This window comes from Umezawaea sp. (assembly GCF_036375055.1).
In the GTDB taxonomy this organism is placed as follows: Bacteria; Actinomycetota; Actinomycetes; order Mycobacteriales; family Pseudonocardiaceae; genus Umezawaea.
This window is the reverse complement of the sequence record NZ_DASUSQ010000054.1, coordinates 8359-32218: the sequence shown is the minus strand read 5'-3', so window position 1 is coordinate 32218 and position 23860 is coordinate 8359. Positions and strand designations below refer to the sequence as shown.

Sequence of the window (23860 nt, the reverse complement as noted above, 5' to 3'; positions counted from 1 at the left end):
CCGAACGTCCAGTGAGAGGTGGGGGTCAGCATGGCGGAACGATCCGGAGGGTCGCGGGTCCTACTCGACCTGTTCGACGAGCAGGCCCGTCGGTGTCCCGCCGCGCCCGCCGTCCGGTCGGCGCACGGCGTGCTCGACTACGCCGGGCTCGACGCCCGGTCGAACCGGTGGGCGCACGCGCTGCGCGCCCGCGGCGTCGGGCCGGACGTCGTGGTCGGGGTGTGCGCCGACCGGGGCACGGACCTGATGGTCGCCCTGCTGGCCGTGGTGAAGGCGGGCGGCGCCTACCTGCCGGTCGACCCCGCCCACCCCGCCGAGCGGGTCGCGTACGCGCTGGCCGACGCGCGCGTGCCGCTGCTGCTGACCCAGAGCCACCTCGCGGCCCCGCACGTCGACGGGGTGCAGCGCCTCGACCTCGACCGCGACGCCGTGGACGACCACCCCGACACGCCCCCCGCCGTCGAGGTCGACCCGGCGAACCTCGCCTACGTGATCTACACGTCCGGCTCCACCGGTCGCCCCAAGGGCGTGCAGGTCGAGCACCGGCAGCTCGCGGGCTACCTGGAGTGCTGCCGCGCCGACTACCCCGGCCTCGCCGGTGAGGCGCTGCTGCACACGTCCATCGCCGTCGACCTGACCGTCACGACCCTGTGGGGTCCGCTGGTGTCCGGCGGGTGCGTGGTCGCGGGCGCGCTGGAGGACCCGGAGCGGGTGTCGTTCCTCAAGGCGACCCCCGGCCACCTGCCGCTGATGCTCGACCTGGTGGACGGCGTCACGCCGACCGGTGACCTGGTCGTCGGCGGCGAGTCGCTGCCGGGCGACGTGCTCAACCGGTGGCGCGCCCGGCACCCCGGTGTCGTGGTGGTCAACGAGTACGGGCCGACCGAGGCCACGGTCGGGTGCGTCGCGCACCGGATCGAGGCGGGCGCGCCCGTCGGACCCGGCGCCGTCGAGATCGGCGTGCCCGTGGGCGGGGCCCGCGAGTACGTCCTGGGCCCCGACCTGCGGCCCGCGGACGAGGGCGAGCTGTACGTCGCGGGGCCGGGTGTCGCCCGCGGCTACGGCGGGCGCGGCGGGCTCACGGCGGAGCGGTTCGTCGCCGACCCGTTCGGCGGGCCGGGGGAGCGGATGTACCGCACCGGCGACCTGGTGCGCCGCACCGCCTCCGGCGACCTGGAGTACCGCGGCCGGACCGACGACCAGATCAAGGTCCGCGGCTACCGGGTGGAACCCGCGGAGATCGAGACGGCGCTGACCACGCACCCCGCGGTCGGGCACACCGCCGTGGTGGCCAGGGACGGGCAGCTCGTCGCCTACGCGGCGCCCGACGGCGCGGGCCGCTCGCTGCCGTCCGCCGACGCCCTGCGCGACTTCCTGGCGCCCCTCCTGCCGGAGCACATGGTGCCGACGGTGTTCGTGGCGCTCGACCGGCTGCCGCTCGCGGTGAGCGGCAAGGTCGACCGCTCCGCGCTCCCCGACCCCGTCGCGGTCGAGCACACGCCGCCGCGCAACGCCACCGAGGCGGCCATCGCCTGGATCTGGGCCGACGTGCTCGGCGTCGACCGGGTCGGCGTGCACGACGACTTCTTCTCCCTCGGCGGCAACTCGCTGCTGGTGTTCCGGGTGATGCCCAAGATCAAGGCGGCGCTCGGCGTCGCGCTGCCCGCCAGGACCCTGTTCGACGCGCGCACCGTCGCCGCCGTCGCCGAACGGGCCGCCGCGCTCACCACCGGGGCCGAGGCCCCGAGCGGCGACGTGGTCGTGCCCGTCCCGCGCGACCGGGCGCTCCCGCTGTCGTTCGCGCAGCGGCGGTTCTGGTTCTTCCACCGGTTCGACCCGACCTCGGTGGAGTACCACGTCCGCTTCGGGTTCACCCTGCGCGGCGCGCTCGACGTCGAGGCGCTGCGGACGGCGTTCACCGGTCTCGTCGCCCGGCACGAGGCCCTGCGGACCGTGGTCACCGACGAGCCCGCGCAGGTCGTGCTGCCGCCGGGGTCGTTCGCACTGTCCGTTGTGGACATCTCGGACGCGCCGGAGCGGCTGGACGAGCTGCTGGCGCGCGAGGCCGAGCGCCCGTTCGACCTCGCCGAGGGCCCGGTGCTGCGCGCGCTGCTCGCCCGCCGCGCCGACGACCACCACGAGCTGGCGCTGAACGTGCACCACCTCGTGATCGACGCGTGGTCGGTCGGCCTGCTCACCCGCGACCTGAGCGAGCTGTACGCCGCCGCCGTGGCCGGACGGCCCGCCGACCTGCCCGCGATGCCCGTGCAGTACCCGGACTTCGCCGTGTGGCAGCGTGCCAGGTGGACGGACGAGGCCCTGCGCCCCCAGCTCGACCACTGGCGCGAGGAGCTCGACGGCCTGGAGCCGCTGGACCTGCCCACCGACCGGCCGCGCCCGGCCGTGCGGACGTCGGCGGGCGCGGCCCACCGGTTCACCCTGGGGGAGCGCACCACCCGCGGCCTGTCGACGCTCGCGGGGGAGCACGGCGCCACGCTGTACATGGCCCTCGTCGCGGCCTGCCAGCTGCTGTTCGCCAAGTACTCGGGCCAGACCGACATCGTCGTCGGCACCCCGGTGTCCGGCCGTGAGCGCTCCGAGACCGAACAGCTCATCGGCTGCTTCATCAACACCCTGCCGCTGCGGTCGCACGTCGCGGGCGACCGCTCGTTCACCGACCTGCTCGGCCAGGTCCGCGAGGCGGTGCTGGGCGCGTTCGCCCACCAGGACGTGCCGTTCGAACGCCTGGTGGACGAGCTGTGCCCCGAGCGCGACCCGAGCCGCACGCCGCTCGTGCAGGCCATGGTGGCGCTCCAGAACGCGCCGATGGGGCCGCCCGCGCTGCCGGGCGTCGAGGCGGAGCGCTTCGAGTTCCCGCACGTCTCGTCGATCTTCGACGTGACCTTCGAGTTCACCGAGCGCGACGCCGGGCTCGACGTGATGGTCGAGTACGACACCGCCCTGTTCGACGCCGCCACGATCGAGCGGATGGCCGGTCACCTCGGCGTGCTGCTGGACGGCGTGCTGGCCGACCCGGCGCGACCGGTCGCGCTGGTGCCGGTGCTGACCGACGCCGAGCGCGCCCGCGTGCTGACCGGCGTCAACGACACCGCGCTCGCGCTCCCGCCCGTGCTGGTCGCGCACCACGCGTTCGCCGAGCACGCCCGGCGAGACCCGGACGCGGTCGCCGTCGTCGGAGGTGGTGCCGAGCTGTCCTACGGGACCGTGGACCGGCTGGCGAACCGCCTGGCGCACCGGCTCGTCGCGCAGGGCGTGGGGCCGGACGTGCCGGTCGTGCTGCGCCTGCCCCGGTCGCCCGAACTGCTGGTCGCGATGCTCGGCGTGCTCAAGGCGGGCGGCGCGTACGTGCCGGTCGACCCCTCCACGCCGGACGCGCGGGTCGACTTCATCGTCACCGACACCGGGGCGCCGGTCGTGCTGACCGAGCTGTCGCTGCGCCCGCCGCCGCCGGAGCACGGGCCCACCGACGAGGCCCCGGACGTGCGGGTGCGGCCGGAGGACCTGGCCTACGTCGTCTACACCTCCGGGTCCACGGGACGGCCCAAGGGCGTCCTGGTGGAGCACCGGCACCTGGCGAACCTGTGCGCGTGGCACGTCGACGCGTACGGGATCGGGCCCGCCGACCGCGGCAGCCAGGTGGCCGCGCTCGGGTTCGACGCGGCGGTGTGGGAGATCTGGCCGTACCTGACCTCGGGCGCGCGGGTGTGCCTGCCGGAGGACGGCGTGCTCGACGAGCCCGCCGCGACGGTGGAGTGGCTGGCGCGCACCGGGACCACGGTGTGCTTCCTGCCCACGCCCCGGCTCGACTCGATCCTGGACGAGCCGGGCATCGGGGACACCGCGCTGCGGGTCGTGCTGACCGGCGGTGACGTGCTGCGCCGCCGCCCCGGCCGCGAGACGCGCTTCCGGCTGGTGAACCACTACGGTCCGACCGAGACGACGGTCGTGGCCACCGCGGGCGGGGTCGAGCCGGTCGGCACCGGCCTGCCCGGCATCGGCGGTCCCATCGGCAACACGTCGGTGTACGTGCTGGACAGGCACGGTCGTCCGCAGCCCTTCGGCGTTCCCGGCGAACTGCACATCGGCGGCGCGAGCGTCGCCCGCGGGTACCTCGGCAGGCCCGCGCTCACCGCGAGCCGGTTCGTGGCCGACCCGTTCAGCGCCGTGCCCGGTGCGCGGATGTACCGCACGGGCGACCAGGTGCGGCTGCTCGCCGACGGCACGGTCGACTTCCTCGGCCGGGTGGACGACCAGGTGAAGATCCGCGGCAACCGGGTCGAGCCCGGCGAGGTCGAGTCGGCGCTGCTGGCCCACCCGTCGGTCGCCGAGGCGGTCGTGGTGCCCTCGCGCGACGCCGCGGGCCGCACCCGGCTGGTCGGGTACGTCACCGGCCGCGCCGACCTGGACGACGCCGGTCTGCGCGCGTTCCTCTCGGTCTCGCTGCCGGAGTACATGGTGCCGTCGGCGATCGTGGTGCTGCCCCGACTTCCGCTGACGGACCGCGGGAAGGTGGACCGGGCCGCGCTGCCCGAGCCGGTGGTGGCGCGGGCGGGCGCCGAGCCGGTCGCGGCGAGCGACGACGTGCAGCGGGCGCTGGTCGACATCTGGACCGAGGTGGTCGGCACGCCCGTCGGCGTCGCGGACAACTTCTTCGCCCTGGGCGGCGACTCGATCCTGGCGATCCAGGTCGCCGCGATGGCCGGTCGGGCAGGCCTGCGGCTGACCTCGCGGGACCTGTTCCGCTGGCAGACGATCGAACGGCTGGCGCCGCACGTCGTGCCCACGAGCGCCGCGCGCGACCAGGTCCGGGGCACCTCCGGGCCCGCGCCGCTGACGCCGATCCAGCACTTCCTGTTCGAGCGCTTCACGCACCCCGAGGTGTTCGACCAGCACGTGACCGCGGTGCTGGCCGAGGCGCCGGACGTCGACGCGCTGCGTCGGGCGTTGACCGCGCTGGTGGACCACCACGACGCCCTGGCCCTGCGCTTCACCGGCGGGAAGCAGGTTCCCGGTGAGCCCGGTGACGTGCTGACCGTGTCCGCGGTGGACGAGGTCGACCACGCGTTCGACCTGGAGCGCGGACCGCTGCTGCGGGCCGTGCTCGTGCCCGGCACCCCGACCCGGCTGCGGCTGGCCGCGCACCACCTCGTGGTCGACGGCGTCTCGTGGCGCATCCTGCTCGCGGACCTCGCCACGGCCTACCGGCAGGCCGTGACGGGGGCGCCGATCGACCTCGGGGCGAAGACCACGTCGTTCCGCCACTGGGCGACCCGGCTGCACGAGCACACCCGCTCCGGCGGGTTCGACGGCGAACTCGACCACTGGACCGGCACCGCGGGGCGGGCGGCGCAGGAGCGGCCCGCCGACGGCGCGAACACCGTCGCCGCGGAGCGCGCGGTCCGCGTCCGGCTCGACGGGGCCACGACGGCCGCGCTGCTGCGGGACGTGCCCGACGCGTACCGCACCGAGGTCAACGACGTGCTGCTGACCGCGCTCGCCCCCGTGCTCGCCGCGTGGACCGGGGCCGACCTGGTCGCGCTCACGATGGAGGGCCACGGGCGGGAGGACCTGTTCGACGACGTCGACGTCTCCCGCACCGTCGGCTGGTTCACCACCAGGTACCCCGTCGTCGTCGACCCGGCGGGCGAGGGCTGGGGCGAGCGGCTCAAGTCGGTGAAGGAGCAGCTCCGGGCCGTCCCCGGCCGCGGCATCGGCTACGGGGCCCTGCGGTACGCCGCCGCGGCGCCCGCGCTGGCCGGGACCCCGGAACCGCTGGTGAGCCTGAACTACCTGGGCCGCTTCGACTCGGCCGCCGACGGGTTCTACCGCGAGGTGTCGGAGATCCGCCTCGGCCAGCACCCGGACGACGTCCGCCCGCACGTGCTCGACGTGGTCGGGTTCGTCGCGGACGGCGTGCTGGAGTTCACCTGGTCCTACTCGGCCGACCTGCACGACGGGGCCGTCGTGCGGCGGCTCGCCCGCGACTTCGCCGCCAACCTGGCCGCGATCGTCGAGCACTGCGCCTCGCCGGGCGCGGGCGGCCGGACGCCGTCGGACTTCCCGCTCACCTCGCTCACCCGGTCCGAGGTGGACGACCTGGTCGGCGACGGCCGCGCGGTGGAGGACGTCTACCCGCTCACCCCGACGCAGAGCGGCATGGTGTTCGACTCCACCATGACGCCGGGTGTCCACCTCGCGCAGTTCACCGCCGACGTGGACGAGGTCGACCCGGAGTGGCTCGCGCTGGCGTGGCAGCGGGTCGTGGACCGCACGCCCATCCTCCGCACCTCCCTGCGCTGGGACGGCCTCGACGAGCCGGTCCAGGTGGTGCACCGCGGGGTGAGGCTGCCGATCACCAGGCTGGACTGGCGCCCGCTGTCCGCCGCCGACCAGGACCTGGAGCTGGAGGCCCTGCTCAGCGACGACCTCGCCGCGGGCATCGACCTGACGACGGCGCCGCTGACCAGGGTCGTCCTCATCCAGGTCGACGACCGCCGGGTGCGGATGGTGTGGACGGTCCACCACGTCCTGCTCGACGGCTGGAGCGCGCACCGGCTGCTGGCCGAGGTGCTGTCCGGCGGCGGGAAGGGCACACCGCCGCGCGGCTTCCGCGACTACGTGGAGTGGTTGCGCGAGCAGGACCTCACGGTTCCCGAGGCGCACTGGCGCGGTGTGCTGTCCGGCTTCTCCGCGCCGACGCCGCTGCCGTTCGACCGCGTTCCCGGCGACGGGTACCGGGGCCGCTCGACCGGCCGGGTCGACGTCGACCTGCCCGCCGCGCTGTCCGCCCGCGTCGCCGAGCGCGCGGGGGCCGCCGGGCTGACGGTGAACACCGTCGTGCAGGGCGCGTGGGCGCTGGTGCTCTCGGCCCGCAGCGGCCACGAGGACGTGTGCTTCGGCGCGACGGTGTCCGGACGGCCCGCGGAACTGCCGGGGGCGCAGGACATCCACGGCATCTTCATCACCACCCTGCCCGTGCGGGTCGCGGTGGACGGCGGGCGCGACCTGGTGGGGTGGCTGACCGACCTCCAGGAGGCCCAGGCGCAGGCGCGGGCGTTCGAGGGCGTGTCGCTGCCGCAGGTCCAGTCGTGGAGCCCCGGCTCGCGGCTGTTCGACAGCATCGTGGTCTTCGAGAACTACCCGGTGGAGCTGACCGCGTACGGCGGGCCGCGGAACCTGGGCGCGACCGAGGTCAACGGCTACGCGATGAACGTGGTGGCGTATCCGGGCGAGCCGCTGTCGTTCGTGTTCCGCTACGACCCCGAGCTGTTCGACGCCGCCACGGTGCGGCGCCTCGGCCGGGACCTGGCCGCCGTGCTCGGCGCCTTCGCCGACGACCCGCACCGGCCGGTCCGGCGGGTCTCGCTGCTCGACCCGGCCGACCGCGACCGCGTGGTCGTGGCGGGCAACCGCACCGCGGCCGAGTACCCGGCCGCGACCGTGCCGGAGCTGTTCGCCCGGCAGGTCGGGTCCGTGCCGGACGAGGTCGCGCTGGCCTGGCGCGGCGGCGAGATGACCTACGCCGACCTGGACGCGCGGTCCAACCGGCTGGCCCGGCACCTGGCCGGGCTCGGCGTCCGCGCGGAGTCGCGGGTCGCCCTGCTGCTCGGGCGGTCGCCCGAGGCCGTCGTCGCGATCCTCGCCGTGCTCAAGGCGGGCGGCGTGTACGTGCCGATCCACGGCAGCGTCCCGGACGACCGGGTGCGGTGGCTCGTGCGGGACACCGACGCGGTGCTGGTGATCGCCGACGCCGACTCGCGCTCGCGGGCGGCGGACGTGGCCGTGCCGGTCGTGGACCTCGACGACGACTCGCCGTGGGACGGGGAGCCCGACGGCCCGCTCGACGCCGTGGCGCACCCGGACCGGCTGGCGTACGTCATGTACACCTCCGGGTCCACCGGGGTGCCCAAGGGCGTCGCCGCCACGCACGCGAACGTCGTCAGCCTCGCCTGGGACAGCCGGTGGCGCACCGACGCCCACCGGCGGGTGCTGTTCCACTCGCCGATCGCCTTCGACGCCTCCACGTACGAGCTGTGGACGCCCCTGCTGCGCGGCGGACGGGTCGTCATCGCGACCGGCGACCTCACCGCCCCGGCGCTGAGCGCGCTGGTCGCGGACCAGGGCGCCACGGCGGCCTTCCTGACCACGTCGCTGTTCAACGTCCTCGCGGACGAGGCACCGGACTGCTTCGCCGGCCTGCGCGAGGTCTGGACCGGCGGCGAGGCCATGTCCCCGGCCGCCGTCGCGCGGGTGCGCGAGCACTGCCCCGCCTCGCTCGTCCTCAACGTCTACGGGCCGACCGAGACGACGACCTACGCCACGGCGCACCTGGTGACCGGACCGGCGGCCCCCATCGGACGTCCGCTCGACAACACCAGGACCTACGTGCTCGACCGGCACCTGGAGCCCGTGCCTCCGGGAGCACCGGGCGAGCTGTACGTCGCGGGCACCGGGCTCGCCCGCGGCTACCTCGGGCGGCCGGGCCTGACCGCCGAGCGGTTCGTCGCCGACCCGTTCGCAGACACCCCCGGCGGGCGGCTCTACCGCACCGGTGACCTGGTGCGGTGGACCGAGGACGGCGAACTGGAGTTCGTCGGCCGCGTCGACGGCCAGGTGAAGATCCGCGGCCTGCGGATCGAGACCGGCGAGGTCGAGGCCGCCCTGCGGGCGCACCCCGACGTGCGCGACGCGGTCGTCGTGGCGCTGCGGTCGGAGGTCGGCCACTTCCTGGTCGGGTACGTCCTGCCCGAACGCGGCGCGGACCCGGCGCTGCGCCCCTGGCTCGCCGAGCGGCTGCCGGGGTACATGGTGCCCACCGAGTTCGTGGCGCTGGAGCGGTTCCCTCTCAACGCCAACGGCAAGGTGGACCGCGCCGCGCTGCCGGACCCCGTGCGGCGGCGCGGCGCGGACGTCGGGTACGTGGCGCCCCGCGACCCCACCGAGGCCGCCGTCGCCCGGATCTTCGCCGAGGTCCTGGCCGTGGACGAGGTCGGGGCGCTGGACGACTTCTTCGCGCTCGGCGGCGACTCGATCACCAGCCTCCGCATCGCCTCCCGAGCGCGGCGCGCGTTCGGCGTGGAGATGTCCCCGCGCGACCTGTTCGAGAACCGGACGGTCGCCGCGTTGTCCGAATCGGTGCTGCGACGACTGGTCGCGGACCTAGAGCAGACCGTGAGTGGGAGTGCTTCATGACCGACGCCCTGTCCGACCGCGTGGCCGCACTGCCGGAGGACCTCCAGGCCCTGCTGCGGCAGCGGCTGGCCGGATTGGCCGCGGACGACTCCGCGATCCCCCGCACGGACGACGCGGGCCCGGCGCCGCTGTCGGCCGCGCAGCAGCGGCTGTGGTTCATGCACGAGCTGGACCCGGACAGCGTCGAGTACCAGGTCCCGCTGGTGCTGCGGCTCTCCGGCGACCTCGACGTGGCGGCGCTGCGGCGCGCGCTGGGCCGGGTCGTGGCGCGGCACGGGTCGCTGCGCACCACGTTCGACTCCGTGGACGGGGTGGGCGTGCAGGTCGTGCACCCGCACGTCGACGTGCCGCTGCCGGTGGTCGACGTGGCGGCGCGGGACGTCGACGCGCACCTGCTGGACGCGGCGTCCAGGCCGTTCGACCTGCGGCGCGGTCCGGTGATCAGGGCGGTGCTGCTGCGGATCGCACCCGACGAGCACGTGTTCGCCGTGCACACCCACCACATCGTCACCGACGGCTGGTCGATGCGGGTGTTCGCCGACGACCTCAGCGAGGCCTACCTCGGTGAGCTGCCGCCGGAACCCCTGGGCTACGCGGACTTCGCGCGGTGGCAGCGGGAGCGGCTGGCGGGCCCGGCGCTGGACGGGCAGGTCGAGCACTGGCGCGACCGGCTCGACGGCCTGACCGCGCTCGACCTGCCGACGGACTCCCCGCGCCCGGCGGTGCGGGAGCCAGCGGGCTCGGCGCACCGGTTCGAGGTGCCCGCGCCCCTGGTGTCGCGGCTGAAGGACCTGGCACGGGGGCAGGGCGCCACGCTGTTCATGACGCTGGTCGCGGCGACGCAGCTGCTGCTGTCGCGCTACACCGGCCAGCACGACGTCGCGGTCGGCACGGCCACGGCGGGCCGCGACCGCGTCGAGCTGGAGAACCTCGTCGGGTTCTTCGTCAACACCCTGGTCGTGCGCGGTCGGATCGACGGCACGGCGTCGTTCGCCGAGTTCCTGCGCGACACGCGCGCCACCGTGCTGGACGCGTTCGCCAACGACGAGGTGCCGTTCCAGAGGCTCGTGGAGATCCTGCGGCCGGAGCGCGACCCGAGCAGGCCGCCGCTGGTGGAGGTCGCGGTCAACCTCCAGAACGCGCCGGAGGGCGCGGTGGCGCTGCCGGGCGTGCGGGTGGAGGACGTCGTCCCGCCGGTGCTGGTGGCCCCGATGGACCTGTCGTTCGACTTCGTCGAGCGGGGTGGCGCGCTGGTGACGCACCTGGGGTACAACACCTCGCTGTTCGAGCCCGCGACCGCCGAGCGGATGGCGGGCCACCTGCTCACGCTGCTCGCCGCCGTCGTCGAGGACCCGAACCGCGACATGGACCACCTCCCGCTGCTCGACCCGGCGGAGCACGACCGGCTCACCGCGGAGCCGACCCCGGCCCCCGAGCCCCGGACCGTGCCGGAGCTGTTCGCCGAGCAGGTGCGCCGCGACCCGGCCGCGCCCGCGCTGGTCGACCCGGATCGGACGGTCGACTACCGAGAGCTGGACGAGTGGTCCGACCGGGTGGCCCGCGCGCTGGCCGCCAGGGGCGCGGGCCCGGAGCGGCTGGTGGTCGTGCGGCTGCCGAGGTCGATCGAGTTCGTCGTCACCGTGCTGGCGGTGCTCAAGACCGGCGCGGCCTACCTGCCGCTCGACGTCGAGCACCCGGAGGAGCGCCTCCGCTCGCTGGTCGCCGACGCCGACCCGGTGCTCGTCGTGACCCCGGACCTGCTCGCCGCGGTCGAGGGCGAGGAGCACCCGGCGCTCGCGGTCGAGCCGCCGCTGTCGGCCGCGGCGTACGTCATGTACACCTCCGGCTCGACCGGCCGCCCCAAGGCGGTCGTCACCACGCACGCCGGTGTGCACGCCCTCGTCGCGGCGCAGCGGGAGCGGCTGGACGTCGGACCGGGCTCGCGGGTGCTCCAGTTCGTGTCGCCCGCCGTCGACGCGGCGTTCTGGGAACTCGGCATGTCGATCCTGTCCGGTGCCGCGCTCGTCCTCGCGTCCAGCACCCGCACCACCCCCGGCGAGCAGTTGGCGGAAGCGCTGACGACGCACCGGATCACCCACCTGTCGCTGCCGCCGACGGCGCTGAGGGCGCTGCCGCACGGGGAGTACCCGCACCTGCGGTCGCTCGTCGTCGCGGCCGAGGCGTGCCCGCCCTCGCTGATCGACACCTGGGCGCCGGGGCGGCGGGTGGTCAACGCCTACGGCCCCACCGAGGTGACGACCACCAGCACGATGAGCGACCCGCTCGCGCCGGGGGAGCACGTCGACAGCGTCCCGATCGGCCGTCCGCTGCCCGGCATCCGCGCCTACGTGCTCGACGCCGCTCTGCGCCCGGTCCCCGTCGGCGTGCCCGGCGAGCTGTACGTCGGCGGCACCGGTCTGGCCAGGGGCTACCGGAACCGGCCCGGCTTGAGCGCGGACCGGTTCGTCGCCGACCCGTTCGGCGCGCCGGGAGCCCGGATGTACCGGACCGGCGACCTGGTGAAGCGGTCGGCCGCGGGCGACCTGCACTACCTCGGTCGCACCGACGACCAGGTGAAGATCCGCGGCTTCCGCGTCGAGCTCGGCGAGGTGGAGGCCGCGCTCGCGGCGCACCCCGACGTGCGCGGCGTGGCCGTCGCGGTCAAGCCGGACGCCCGCGGCGTCCGGCGGCTGGTGGGATACCTGCTCGGGGAGCCGGACGTCCCGGCTCTGCGGGTGTTCCTGCGTGAGCGACTGCCGGAGCACATGGTGCCCTCGGCCTTCGTGACGCTCGACCGGTTCCCGGTGGGTGGCACCGGGAAGGTCGACCGGGGCGCGCTGCCCGTCCCGAGCGGGCAGCGCGACACCGGGACCCGGCACGTGCCGCCGCGCACCCGCACCGAGCGGGTGCTCGCCGAGGTGTGGAGCGGGCTGCTGGGGGTCTCCGACGTCGGGGTCGACGACAACTTCTTCGACCTGGGCGGCGACTCGATCCTCGGGCTCCAGGTCGTGGCGCGGGCGCGGGAGGCGGGGATCCACCTGACCGCGCGGCAGACGCTGCTCAGGCACACCGTCGCCGAACTGGCCGCCGAAGCCGACGCGGCCGGTACCGCCGCACCCGTCCACGAGCAGGGCCCGGTCGTCGGCGACGTGCCCGTGACGCCCATCCAGCGGTGGTTCTTCGAGGAGCTGGAACCCAGCGCCGACCGGTTCTGCCAGTCGGTGTTCCTGGCGCTGGCCGACGACGTGGACACCGAGGCGCTGCGCACCGCGGTCGCCGCCCTGCCCGTGCACCACGACGCACTGCGGCTGCGGTTCACCCGCGACGGCGGCGGGTGGCGGCAGCACAACGCCGCGCCCGACGGCGCCGACGTGCTCCAGGTCGTCGACCTGTCCGACGTGGACGACGAGGACGCGGCGGTCCGCGCCGCGACGACGGCCGCGCAGACCGGGTTCGACCTGGAGCACGGGCCGCTGCTGCGGGTGCTGCTGTTCACCGGCCGCTCGCCGCGGCTGTTCCTGGTGGCGCACCACCTCGTGGTGGACGGGGTGTCGATGCGGGTCCTGCTGGCGGACCTGGACCTCGGCTACCAGCGGGCGCGGCGGGGCGAGCCCGTCGACCTCGGGCCGAAGACCACGTCGTTCCGCGAGTGGGCCCACCGGCTGCGCGACCACGTGGCCGCGGGCGGCCTGGACCACGAGCTGGAACGGTGGACCGCGCCGGTGGAGGTCGTGCCGCTGCCGGTCGACGGCACCGGCGAGAACACGGTGGGGTCCATGCGGACCGTCACCGTGCGCCTGGACGCGGGCACGACCGCCGCCGTGCTGCGCCAGGTGCCGGAGGTGTACCGCACGCAGGTCAACGACGTGCTGCTCAGCGCCGTGGGCCGGGTGCTCGCGGACTGGGCGGGCAGCCGCTCGGTGCTGGTGGAGATGGAGGGCCACGGTCGCGAGGACGTGCTGCCCGGCGTGGACCTGAGCCGCACCGTCGGCTGGTTCACCACCGCCTTCCCGGTGTCGCTGGAACTGCCAGAGGAGGGCGGCTGGGGCGAGGTGCTCAAGTCGGTGAAGGAGCGGCTGCGCGCGGTCCCCGGCGGTGGCCTCGGCCACGGCGCGCTGCGCCACTTCGGCGGCCACGACCTCCCCGAGCTCCGGCCGGAGGTCTCGGTGAACTACCTGGGGCGCATGGACACCTCCACGTCCGGCGACCTGTACCGCGGCTGGTGCCCGCACCCCGGCGGCGTCGAGCGCGTGGACCACCAGACCCGCGCGCACCTGATCGAGCTGACCGGGATCGTCGACGGCGACGAGCTGGAGTTCCGCTGGGCCTACTCGGCGAACGTCCACCACGCGCGGACCGTGCGGACGCTCGCCGACGCGGTCCTGGTGGCGCTGCGGGAGATCGTCGAGCACTGCGCCGCACCGGGGGCGGGCGGCTGCACCCCGTCGGACTTCCCGCTCGCGGCGCTCGACCAGTCCACGGTGGACAGGATCGTCGGCGACGGCCGGGACGTCGAGGACGTGTACCCGCTCACGTCGATGCAGAGCGGCATGCTCTTCCACTCGCTGGCGGAGTCGACCGACCTGTACGCCGGGCGCTTCAGCGCGGTCCTGTCCGGCGTGACGGACCCGATGGCTCTCGCGAGTGCGTGGCAGCGGGTCGTGGACCGGACGCCCGTGCTGCGGACCGCCGTGGTGTGGCAGGACGTCGCCGAACCCCTCCAGGTCGTGCACCGCGACACCCCCGTGCCGATCGAGCACCACGACCTGCGGCACCTGGCGCCGGAGCGGCGCGAGGAGGTACTGGCCCTGCTGTGGGAACGGGGCGAGGGCTGGGAGCTGGACCTCGCCCGGCCGCCGTTGATCAAGCTGGTCATCGCGCGGCTGACCGACGACGAGGTGCGGGTGCTGTGGTCCGCGCACCACCTCGTCGTCGACGGCTGGAGCTTCGCCCACGTGCTGTCCGACGTGTTCGAGCAGTACGCCGCGCTGGCGGGCGACGGGCCCGCCCCGGTCGCGGCGCGGCGCCCGTTCCGCGACCACGTGGCGTGGCTGGCGGAGCGCGACCGCCCCGCGGCGGAGGAGCACTGGCGGGGCGTGCTGGCCGGGTTCACCGAGCCGACGCCGCTGCCGTTCGACCGCGAACCCCTGCGCGCGCACCGGTCCCAGACCGCGCGGGAGGTGCGCGGCGGCCTCCCCGAGGAGCTGGCGGCCCGGCTGTACGCCGTCGCCAAGGACGCGCGGATCACCGTCAACACCGTGGTGCAGGGCGCGTGGGCCGTGCTGCTGTCCCGCTACGGCGGGCGGGACGACGTGTGCTTCGGCGCGACCGTGTCCGGCCGTCCCGCCGACCTGCCCGGTTCGGAGTCCATCGTCGGGCTGTTCATCAACACCGTGCCCGCGCGGGTCGACGTGCCCGCCGACGACGCGGTGCGCGACTGGCTGGCGCGCGTGCAGCGCGAGCAGGTCGAGTGCCGCCACCACGAGCACCTCTCGCTCGCCGAGATCCAGGCGTGCGGCGACGTCCCGCGCGGCACGGCGCTGTTCGACAGCATCGTGGTGTTCGAGAACTACCCGTACGACGCCGACGCCGCGTCCCGCCACGGCCTCGCGGTCCGCGACTACCGCGGTGACGAGCGCACCAACTACGCCCTCACGGTCACCGCGCACGCCGCCGCCGAACTGCGCCTGTCCCTCGGCTTCGACCCCGCGCTGTTCGACGAGTCGACCGCCGAGCGGGTGCTCGGCCACCTCGTCACGGTGCTCGGCGCCATCGCCGAGCACCCGGGGACGCGCGTGGCGGACCTGCCGGTGCTCACCCACCAGGAGCGCGACCTGCTCCTGCACGGCTGGGGCGGGACCGTCGTCCCCGCTCCTCCGGCCCGCCTCGTGCACGACCTCTTCACCGAGCAGGTGACGGCCGACCCCGACGCGGTCGCGGTCGTGTGCGGGGCGGACCGGCTGACCTTCGCCGAGCTGGACACCCGCGCGAACCGGCTCGCCCACCACCTGGTCGGGCTCGGCGTGCGACCGGGCTCGCTGGTCGGGGTCTGCCTGGACCGCGGGGTCGACGCGGTCGTGGCGCTGCTGGCCGTGCTCAAGGCGGGCGGCGCGTTCGTACCGCTCGCACCGGACTACCCGGCCGCGCTGCTGGCCGCGATGCTGACCGACGCCGCGCCCGAGGTCGTGGTGTCCCACCGCCGCCACGCCCACCTGGTGTCCACTCCGGACACCCCGGTGGTGCTGGTCGACGAGGTGGACCTGTCCGGGCTGCCCACGTCCGCGCCGCGCACCGCGGTCACCACCGACGACCTCGCCTACGTGGTCTACACGTCCGGCTCGACCGGGCGGCCCAAGGGCGTGATGGTGGAGCACGGCAGCGTGCACCACATGGTGCGGTCGTGGGACGAGCGCTACGGCCTGACCGGGGCGCTGCCCCGCACGCTGTCGGTGTCGAGCCTGTCGGTCGACCTGTTCTTCTCGGACTTCCTGCTGTCGGCCCTCTTCGGCGGCTCGATGGTGGTGGTCCCGGCGCTCGACGTCGCCGATCCCCGCGTGCTGGTCGACCTGCTGGAGAGCACGGCGGCCGACGTCCTGGTCACCGTTCCCGCGCTGGCCAGGGCGATCGTGCAGGAGGCGGGCTCGCGCGGCCGTCGGCTGACCGGCCTGCGGGTGCTGATGGTCGGCTCGGAGGGCTGGCCCTCGGCCGACTCGCTGGAGGTGCTGGCGGGCGTCGGCCCGGACACCGTGGTCGTGAACGCCTACGGCGCCACCGAGACCACGGTCGACTCGACGGCCTACCGGGTGACGGCGGGGACGCCGACGGACGTGCCGTTCGTGCCCGTCGGCACGCCGCTGTGGAACACCACCGCCTACGTGGTGGACCGCCACGACCGGCCGGTGCCGATCGGCGTGGCGGGCGAGGTCCTCATCGGCGGCGACGGCGTGGCGCGCGGGTACTGGAACCGGCCGGAGCTGACCGCGGCCCGGTTCACCGCCGACCCGTTCCGGCCCGGCGGCCGGGTGTACCGCACCGGCGACGTCGCGCGGTGGCGGCCGGACGGGAACCTGGAGTTCGTCGGCCGGGCCGACGACCAGGTCAAGGTCCGCGGCTTCCGGGTCGAACTCGGCCAGGTCGAGTCCGTGCTGGTCCGCCACCCCCGCGTGGCCGCCGCCGCGGCGGCCGTGATCCGCGACGGCGACCACGTCCGGCTCGTCGGCTACCTCGTCCCCGAGGGCGACACCGTGGACGTGGCCGACCTCAAGGCCCACGCCGCCGCCGGGCTGCCCGCCCACGCCGTGCCGACGGCGTACGTGAGGCTGGACGCGCTGCCCCTGACGCCCAGCGGCACGGTCGACCGCCGCGCGCTGCCCGCGCCCGACGACGTCGGCACGCTGGGCAGCGGTGTCGAGCACGTGCCGCCGCGCACCCGCGCCGAGACGGCCGTGGCGGCGATCTGGGCGGAGGTGCTGGGGCTCGACCCGGCCGGGATCGGCGTGCTGGACGACTTCTTCGACCTGGGCGGCGACTCGATCCGCAGCATCAGGATCGTGTCGCGGGTGCGCGCGGTGCTGGGCGGCGCCCCGTCGCCGCGCCAGCTCTTCGACACCCCGACCATCGAGTCGTTCGCGGCGGCGCTGGCGGTGGACGACCCCGCGGACGCGCCGATCACGCCGATCGACCGGTCCGGGCCGCTGCCGCTGTCGTTCGCGCAGCAGCGGCTGTGGTTCCTCAACGACTTCGAGCCCGACAGCACCGAGTACAACACCGTGTTCGGCTACCGCCTGCACGGCGACCTCGACCCGGCCGCCGTGCGCGCCGCGCTGACCGCGCTGGTGCGGCGGCACGAGGCGCTGCGGACCACGTTCACCGACGTGGACGGCCTCGGCGTGCAGGTGATCCGGCCCGCCGTCGACGCCGACGTGGCCGAGGTCGACCTGACCGGCGCGGCGGAACCCGTTCTGCGGCAACGGCTCCGGGAGGAGGCGTCGAGGACGTTCGACCTGCGCACCGGGCCGCTGTTCCGCGCCACCCTGTTCCGGCTCGGCGCGCGGGAGCACGTGTTCGCCCTGGTCATGCACCACATCGCCACCGACGGCTGGTCGATGGGCGTGCTGGCCGACGAGTTCGGGGTCTGCTACTCCGCCGCCGTGCGCGGCGAGCGGGCCGACCTCCCGGCGCTGCCGATCCAGTACGCGGACTACGCGGCCTGGCAGCGCGACCGCCTGGCGGGCCCCGACGCCGACCGGCACCTGGACCACTGGCGCGAGAGGCTGGCGGGCGTCACCCCGCTGGCGCTGCCGGTCGACCACCCGCGCCCGTCCGTGCGGGTGTCGGCGGGAGCGGCGCGGTTCGTGGACCTGCCCGCCGACGTCGTGGACGCGCTCAAGGCGGTGGCCCGCGACCGGGGCGCCACGGTGTTCATGGTGGTGCTCGCCGTGACCAAGCTGCTGCTCGCGCGGTACTGCGGCCAGCGGGACATCACCGTGGGCACGGCGTCCTCCGGCCGCGCTCGGGCCGAGCTGGAGGGCGTGGTCGGCTTCTTCGTCGACACGGTCGTCCTGCGGTCCGACGTGGACGAGGCGCTGTCGTTCACCGGCCTGCTCGACCGGGTGCGCGACACCGTGCTCGGCGCGTTCACCCACGACGGCATCCCGTTCGAACGGCTGGTCGACCTGGTCAGCCCCGAGCGCGACCCGAGCCGCAACCCGCTGGCCGAGGTCATGGTCGTGCTGGACAACACGCCGTCGCACGCGCCCGACCTGGCGGGCCTGCGGGCCGAGCCCGAACCGGTCGTGGGCGACGACGTCAGCCACGACCTGACGTTCGACTACTTCGACCGGGACGGCGAACTCGGGCTGGCCATCGGCTACAGCACCACGCTGTTCGACGAGTCCACGGTGGACCGCGTGGCGGGCGACCTGGTGCGGCTGATGGCCTCGGTCGCCGCGACCCCGGACCGGCCGCTGCTGGACGTGCCGCTGCTCGGCGAGGCCGACCACCGCCGGGTCGTGGAGGAGTGGAACGCGACCGACCACCCGGACGGGTGGGAGTCGGTGACCGCGGTGTTCCAGCGGCAGGCCGCCGCCACCCCGGACGAGGTGGCCCTGGTCGGACCGGACGCCACGCTGACGTTCGCCGAGCTGAACGAGCGCGCGAACCGGCTGGCCCACCACCTCGTCGAGCGCGGCGCCGGACCCGAGTCGGTGGTGGGCGTCCGGTGCCCGCGCACCACCGACTTCGTCGTCTCGGTGCTCGCGGTCTGGAAGGCGGGCGCGGCCTACCTGCCGATCGACCCCGACCTGCCCGCGCGGCGCGTCGCGCTGATGCTGGACGACGCGAAACCCGTGCTCGTGCTGACCGGGGGCGAGGCCCGCACCGGGTACCCGGCGACCGACCCCGAACCCCGCGCGCGGGCGGAGAACCCGGCGTACGTGATCTACACGTCCGGCTCCACGGGCACGCCGAAGGGCGTCGTCGTCGAGCACCGCGGCCTGACCAACCTGTTCCTCGACCACCGCGCCGAACTCGTCCGCCGCGAGGCGACCGGGCGGATGCGGATGGCGGTGACCGCCGCGTTCTCGTTCGACACCTCGCTGGAGGGCGTGCTGTGGCTGCTCGACGGCCACGAGCTGCACGTGATCGGGGAGGACCTGCGGCGCGAACCGGACGAGCTGGTCGACTACGTCGCGCGGCGGCGGATCGACGTGCTCGACCTGACGCCGACCTACGCCGGTGAACTGGTGGCCGCCGGGCTCCTCGACCCGAGCACGCACGTCCCCGGCGTGCTCATGCTCGGCGGCGAGGCCGTCGGCGAGGCGCTGTGGCGCGAGCTGCGCGACAGCACCGCCACCACGGGCTACAACTACTACGGCCCGACCGAGGTCACGGTCGACGCGCTGGGCTGCGAGATCACCGGCCACGACCGGCCGGTGATCGGCCGTCCGCTGTGGAACACCCGCGCCTACCTGCTCGACGCGTCGCTGCGGCCGGTGCCGGTGGGCGTGGCGGGCGAGCTGTACCTGGCGGGCGTGCAGCTGGCGCGCGGGTACCTGGACCGGCCCGGTCTGACCGCGGGGCGGTTCACCGCCGACCCGTTCGGTCCCGCAGGCACGCGGATGTACCGGACGGGCGACCTCGGACGGTGGCTGCCGGACGGGTCGGTCGAGTACCTCGGCCGCTCCGACGACCAGGTGAAGGTCCGGGGCTTCCGGATCGAGCTGGGGGAGATCGAGGTCGTCCTGGCCGGGCACCCGGAGGTCTCCCAGGTCGCCGCGGTGGTCCGCGACGACCTCGCGGGCGTCCCGCGGCTGGTGGCCTACGTGGTGCCGACACCCGGCGGCGAGCCGTCCGCGGCCGACCTGCGGGACTTCGCCAAGCGGTCGCTGCCCGCCTACCAGGTGCCCGCGTTCTTCGTCGCCCTCGACCGGATCCCCCTGACGGTCAACGGCAAGGTGGACCGCGCGGTGCTGCCCGCCCCGGACGGCGCCGCCACCGGGACCGCCCACGTCGCCCCGCGCGACGAGACCGAGACGACGCTGGTCGGGATCTGGGCCGACGTGCTCGGCGTCGACCCGGCCCGCGTCGGCGTGGAGGACAACTTCTTCGAGCTGGGCGGCGACTCGATCCTGAGCATCCAGGTCGTGGCCAGGGCCCGGCGGACGGGTGTGCGCTTCTCGTCGAAGGACCTGTTCCTCAACCAGACGATCGCGCAGCTCGCGCGCGTCGCCACACCGGACGCGCCGGGCACGGCCGACCGCGCACCCGTGCACGGTCCGGTGGCGCTCACGCCGATCCAGCACGACTTCTTCGACGTCTACCGGACGCCCCCGCACCGGCTGACCCAGTCGACCCTGGTCGAGCTGACCGGTGAGCTGGACGAACCCGCGCTGCGGCAGGCGCTGACCGCGCTGGTCCGGCACCACGACGCGCTGCGGATGCGCTTCGAGCCGGGACCGGACGGGTGGCGCCAGCACAACGCCGCCGTGGAGCACACCGAGTCGCTGCGCCGGATCGACCTGTCCGCCGCCGACCCGGCCGACCGGCTGGTGGCGGCGGAGAAGGCGGCGGCGGACGCCGAATCGGGCCTGGACCTCACCGACGGGCCGCTGCTCGCCGCGCGGCTGTTCGACTTCGGCCCCGGTGAGCGGCCGTGGCTGTTCCTGACCGCGCACCACCTCGTGGTGGACGCGGTGTCGTGGCGGATCCTCACCGAGGACCTGGAGGAGGCCTACGGCCAGGCGCTCGCGGGCGGGCCCGTGGACCTGGGGGCCAAGACGACGTCGTTCCAGCGCTGGGCGTCCCTGCTCGACCGGCACGTGGCCGCCGGGGGCGTGGACGACGAGATCGGCTACTGGTCGGCGCTCCCGGCGGCGGCCCCGCTGCCGGTCGACGGGGACGGGCCGAACACCGCGGGCTCCACCGGCACGGTGTCGGTCGCGCTGACCGCCGCCGAGACCGCGACGCTGCTGCGGGAGGTGCCCGCCCGGTTCCGGACGTCGGTCACCGACGTGCTGCTGACCGCGCTGGCGTCGGCGATCGGCCGGTGGACCGGGGACGACCGGGTCGCGATCGACCTGGAGGGCCACGGCCGCGAGGAGATCTTCGACGGGATCGACCTGTCCCGCACGGTCGGCTGGTTCACCTCCGAGTACCCGGTGGTGCTCGACGTGCCGTCCGGCCCGTGGCCCGCGGCGGTGAAGGCCGTGCGGCGGACGCTGCGCGCCGTCCCCGGCAAGGGCCTCGGCCACGGCCTGCTGCGCAGGCTCCGGGGCACGCCGGACCTGCCGGGCAAGTCCGAGGTGCTGTTCAACTACCACGGCCAGGTCGGCGCAACGCCGTCCACCGGGCCCGGAGCGCTCTACCACGCCTTCCGCGACCCCATCGGCAGCGAGCAGGACGCGGCCGGACCGCGCACCCACCTGGTCGAGGTCGTCGGGGCCGCGAGGGACGGCGTGCTCGCGTTCGAGTGGTACTTCTCCGGCACCGTCCACGAACCGTCCACCGTGCGCCGCGTGGCGGAGGACTTCCGCAGCGCGCTGCGGTCCGTCGCCGCCCACCTGGAGGAACGATGACGACATCGGTCGAGACCGACCTGGCCGGGCTCGCGACCGCCACCGGGGTGCCCGGAGCCCAGTTCGCGGTGCGGCTCGGCGGCCGGACGGCGGTGTCCCGCCACGGGGACGGGATCGCCGACGACACCGCGTTCCCGCTGGGGTCGCTGACGAAGCCGTTCACGGCGGCGCTCGCGATGCTGCTCGTGGACGACGGCGACCTGCACCTGGACGAGCGGCTGCCGCAGGGCTGGACCCTGCGGCAGCTCCTGACGCACACCAGCGGCCTCGCGTCCAACATCGACGAGGACGCCGAGCACACCAGCGACCGGCGCGCGTGGGTCGCTCGGCACTGCGGGGCCGCCGACCTCGTGCACCGGCCGGGGTCCGCGTTCTCCTACTCCAACGTCGGCTACACCGTCGTCGGGCAGTTGGTCGAGGACGCCACCGGGATGTCGTGGGAGGACGCGGTCACGTCGATCCTGCTGCGACCGCTCGGCGTCGAGCCCGCGTTCGTCGGGGGACCGGCGGCCGCGCGCCCGGTCGCCGTCGGGCACTCGTTCGGCGGCACGCGGATCGAGGAGCAGTCCGCGATCCCGGTCGAGGCGCCGAACGGCGGCCTGGCGCTCAGCGCGGCGGACCTCGTGGCCTTCGCCGCGTCCTGCGTGGACGACCTGGCGCCGATGTTCGTCGACCAGGTGGCGGACCTGCCGATCGGCCCGTACGGCATCGCCGACGGCTGGGGCCTCGGCTGGGCGGCCTACCGCGACTGGTTCGGGCACGACGGGTCCGGCGACGGCACCTCGTGCCACCTGCGGACCGACCCGCGCACCGGCGACGTCGTCGCGTTGACCACGAACTCCGCCACCGGACGGGACCTGTGGGAACGGCTGCTGCGCACGCTCGACGTCGACGTCCCCGACCACCCCACGCCGTCCTCACCACCGGTTCCGGGCCACGGGCCGACCGCGTGCGTCGGCCGGTTCGCCAACGGCCCCCTGGACCTCACCGTGGTCCGGCACGCCGACGGCGGCCTGGCCACGACCACCGGCGACCGGCTGGAGTTCCTGGGCGAACTGCGGTTCGTCCTCACCGGCTCGACCCGGTTCGACGGCCGGTTCCTCCGCGACCCCCGTTCGGGGGAGATAGACCTGTTGCAGGTCACCGGCAGGCTCGCCCGCCGCTACGACAAGGACAAGTGAGGTCCCCGGTGGTCGCGACCACGGCCGACACGCCCACCCGGTTGTCCCGCAACCGGAACTACAACATCCTGTGGAGCAGCCTGCTCTTCTCCGAACTCGGCACCGAGATCACGTTCGTCGCCTTCCCACTGCTGATCCTGGCGGTCGGCGGCGCCCCGTGGCAGATGGGCCTGGTCGCGGCGGCGGTCGCCGCGGCCCACATGGCCTCCAACGTGCCCGCGGGGGTGATCGCCGACCGGTGGGACCGCAAGCGCGTGATGGTCCTGTGCCAGGCGATCAGGGTGGTCGGCCTCGCCAGCATCGGCGTCGCGCTGCTGCTGGACGCCTACTCGTTCCCGCACGTGCTGGTCGTCGCGGTGGTCGAGGGCGCGCTCAGCTCCGTGTTCGAACCCGCCGAGCACGCCACGCTCGCGCAGGTCGTGCCGGAGTCCCAGCTCGGTGACGCGGTGGCGCGCAACACCGCACGGCCGTTCATCGCCACGCTGCTCGGACCGGCGCTCGCCGGGTTCCTGTTCGCCTGGCACCGCACGATCCCGTTCCTCGCCGACGCGCTCATGCTGGCGTTCTCCCTGGTGGCGCTGCTGTTCCTGCGCCTGCCGCCGCGCACCCGCGAGCGGACCGAGCAGACCAGCGTCGGCGGCGACCTCGTGGAGGGCGCCCGCTGGCTGATCGGCCACCGGGTCATCCGGACCACCATGGTGTGGATGGTCATGGCCAACACCGCGTTCGGCGCGCTGATCATCGTGGTGCTGGCGACGTCGGGCGAGCAGCAGGTCGGCGCGGGCCAGATCGGTCTGACCATGGCGTGCGTCGGCGCGGGCGGCCTGCTCGGCGCGGTGCTGGCGGGCAGGCTGCACGCCGCCCTGCCGCCGTCGGTGATCATCATCGGCTTCAGCTGGATCGCCGCGCTGATGACGGCCCTCATGGCGTTCGTGCCCGCAGGCCTGCCGATGGGGCTCCTGCTGGCCGGTGCCGCGCTGTTCGCGCCCGTGGCCAACACGGTCATCATGACCTACCAGCTGGTGGTGACGCCGGACGAGATGCGCGGCAGGCTCAGCGGCCTGGCCGGTCTCTGCGGCGGCGGCGCGGCCGTCCTCGGGCCACTGGTGGGCGGCCTGGTCATGGGCGCGGGCCAGCACACGGCGGTCCTCGTCTGCGCGGGCGGTCTGGCGGTGACCGCACTCGGCACCACCCTCAGCCGAACCCTGCGCACGTTCCCCCGCGCCGCCGCGGCGGAGCCGGTGGGGTGAGCGGTGGCCGCGTTCGGCGGCCCGTTCAGCCGGACGCCCCGCCCGGACGCCGCGGACGTGTCCCGTGCGACCGCGGTGGAGCCGGAAGGAGGCGCGGAGGGTTCCGCTCAGCCGGACGCCGCGGACGTTCGACCGAGTCGGT

General features: G+C 74.9%; 4 protein-coding genes. All 4 read left to right on the top strand.

All coding sequences use genetic code 11. The features are described 5' to 3' along the window. The first annotated feature begins 30 nt into the window (after positions 1-30). From VFZ92_RS15570 to VFZ92_RS15555, 4 genes are read left to right on the top strand one after another with little or no spacing between them, the layout of a single operon-like run. Positions 31-9213 carry an amino acid adenylation domain-containing protein gene (locus VFZ92_RS15570; protein ID WP_330876634.1) on the top strand — a complete coding sequence of 3061 codons (9183 nt, stop codon included), beginning with the start codon at positions 31-33 and terminating at the stop codon, positions 9211-9213. After that, on the top strand, positions 9210-21287 hold the full coding sequence (locus VFZ92_RS15565; RefSeq protein WP_330876633.1) for an amino acid adenylation domain-containing protein: 12078 nt from the start codon (positions 9210-9212) through the stop codon (positions 21285-21287). Before VFZ92_RS15570 ends, VFZ92_RS15565 begins: the two co-directional genes overlap by 4 nt. After that, complete coding sequence (locus tag VFZ92_RS15560; RefSeq protein ID WP_330876632.1) at positions 21284-22468, top strand: serine hydrolase domain-containing protein; 1185 nt, start codon at positions 21284-21286, stop codon at positions 22466-22468. Before VFZ92_RS15565 ends, VFZ92_RS15560 begins: the two co-directional genes overlap by 4 nt. Continuing rightward, a complete protein-coding gene (locus VFZ92_RS15555; RefSeq protein ID WP_330876631.1) occupies positions 22465-23718 on the top strand; it encodes an MFS transporter in 1254 nt (417 codons plus the stop codon). The genes VFZ92_RS15560 and VFZ92_RS15555 overlap by 4 nt, the downstream gene beginning before the upstream one ends. The last annotated feature ends 142 nt before the right edge of the window (positions 23719-23860 follow it).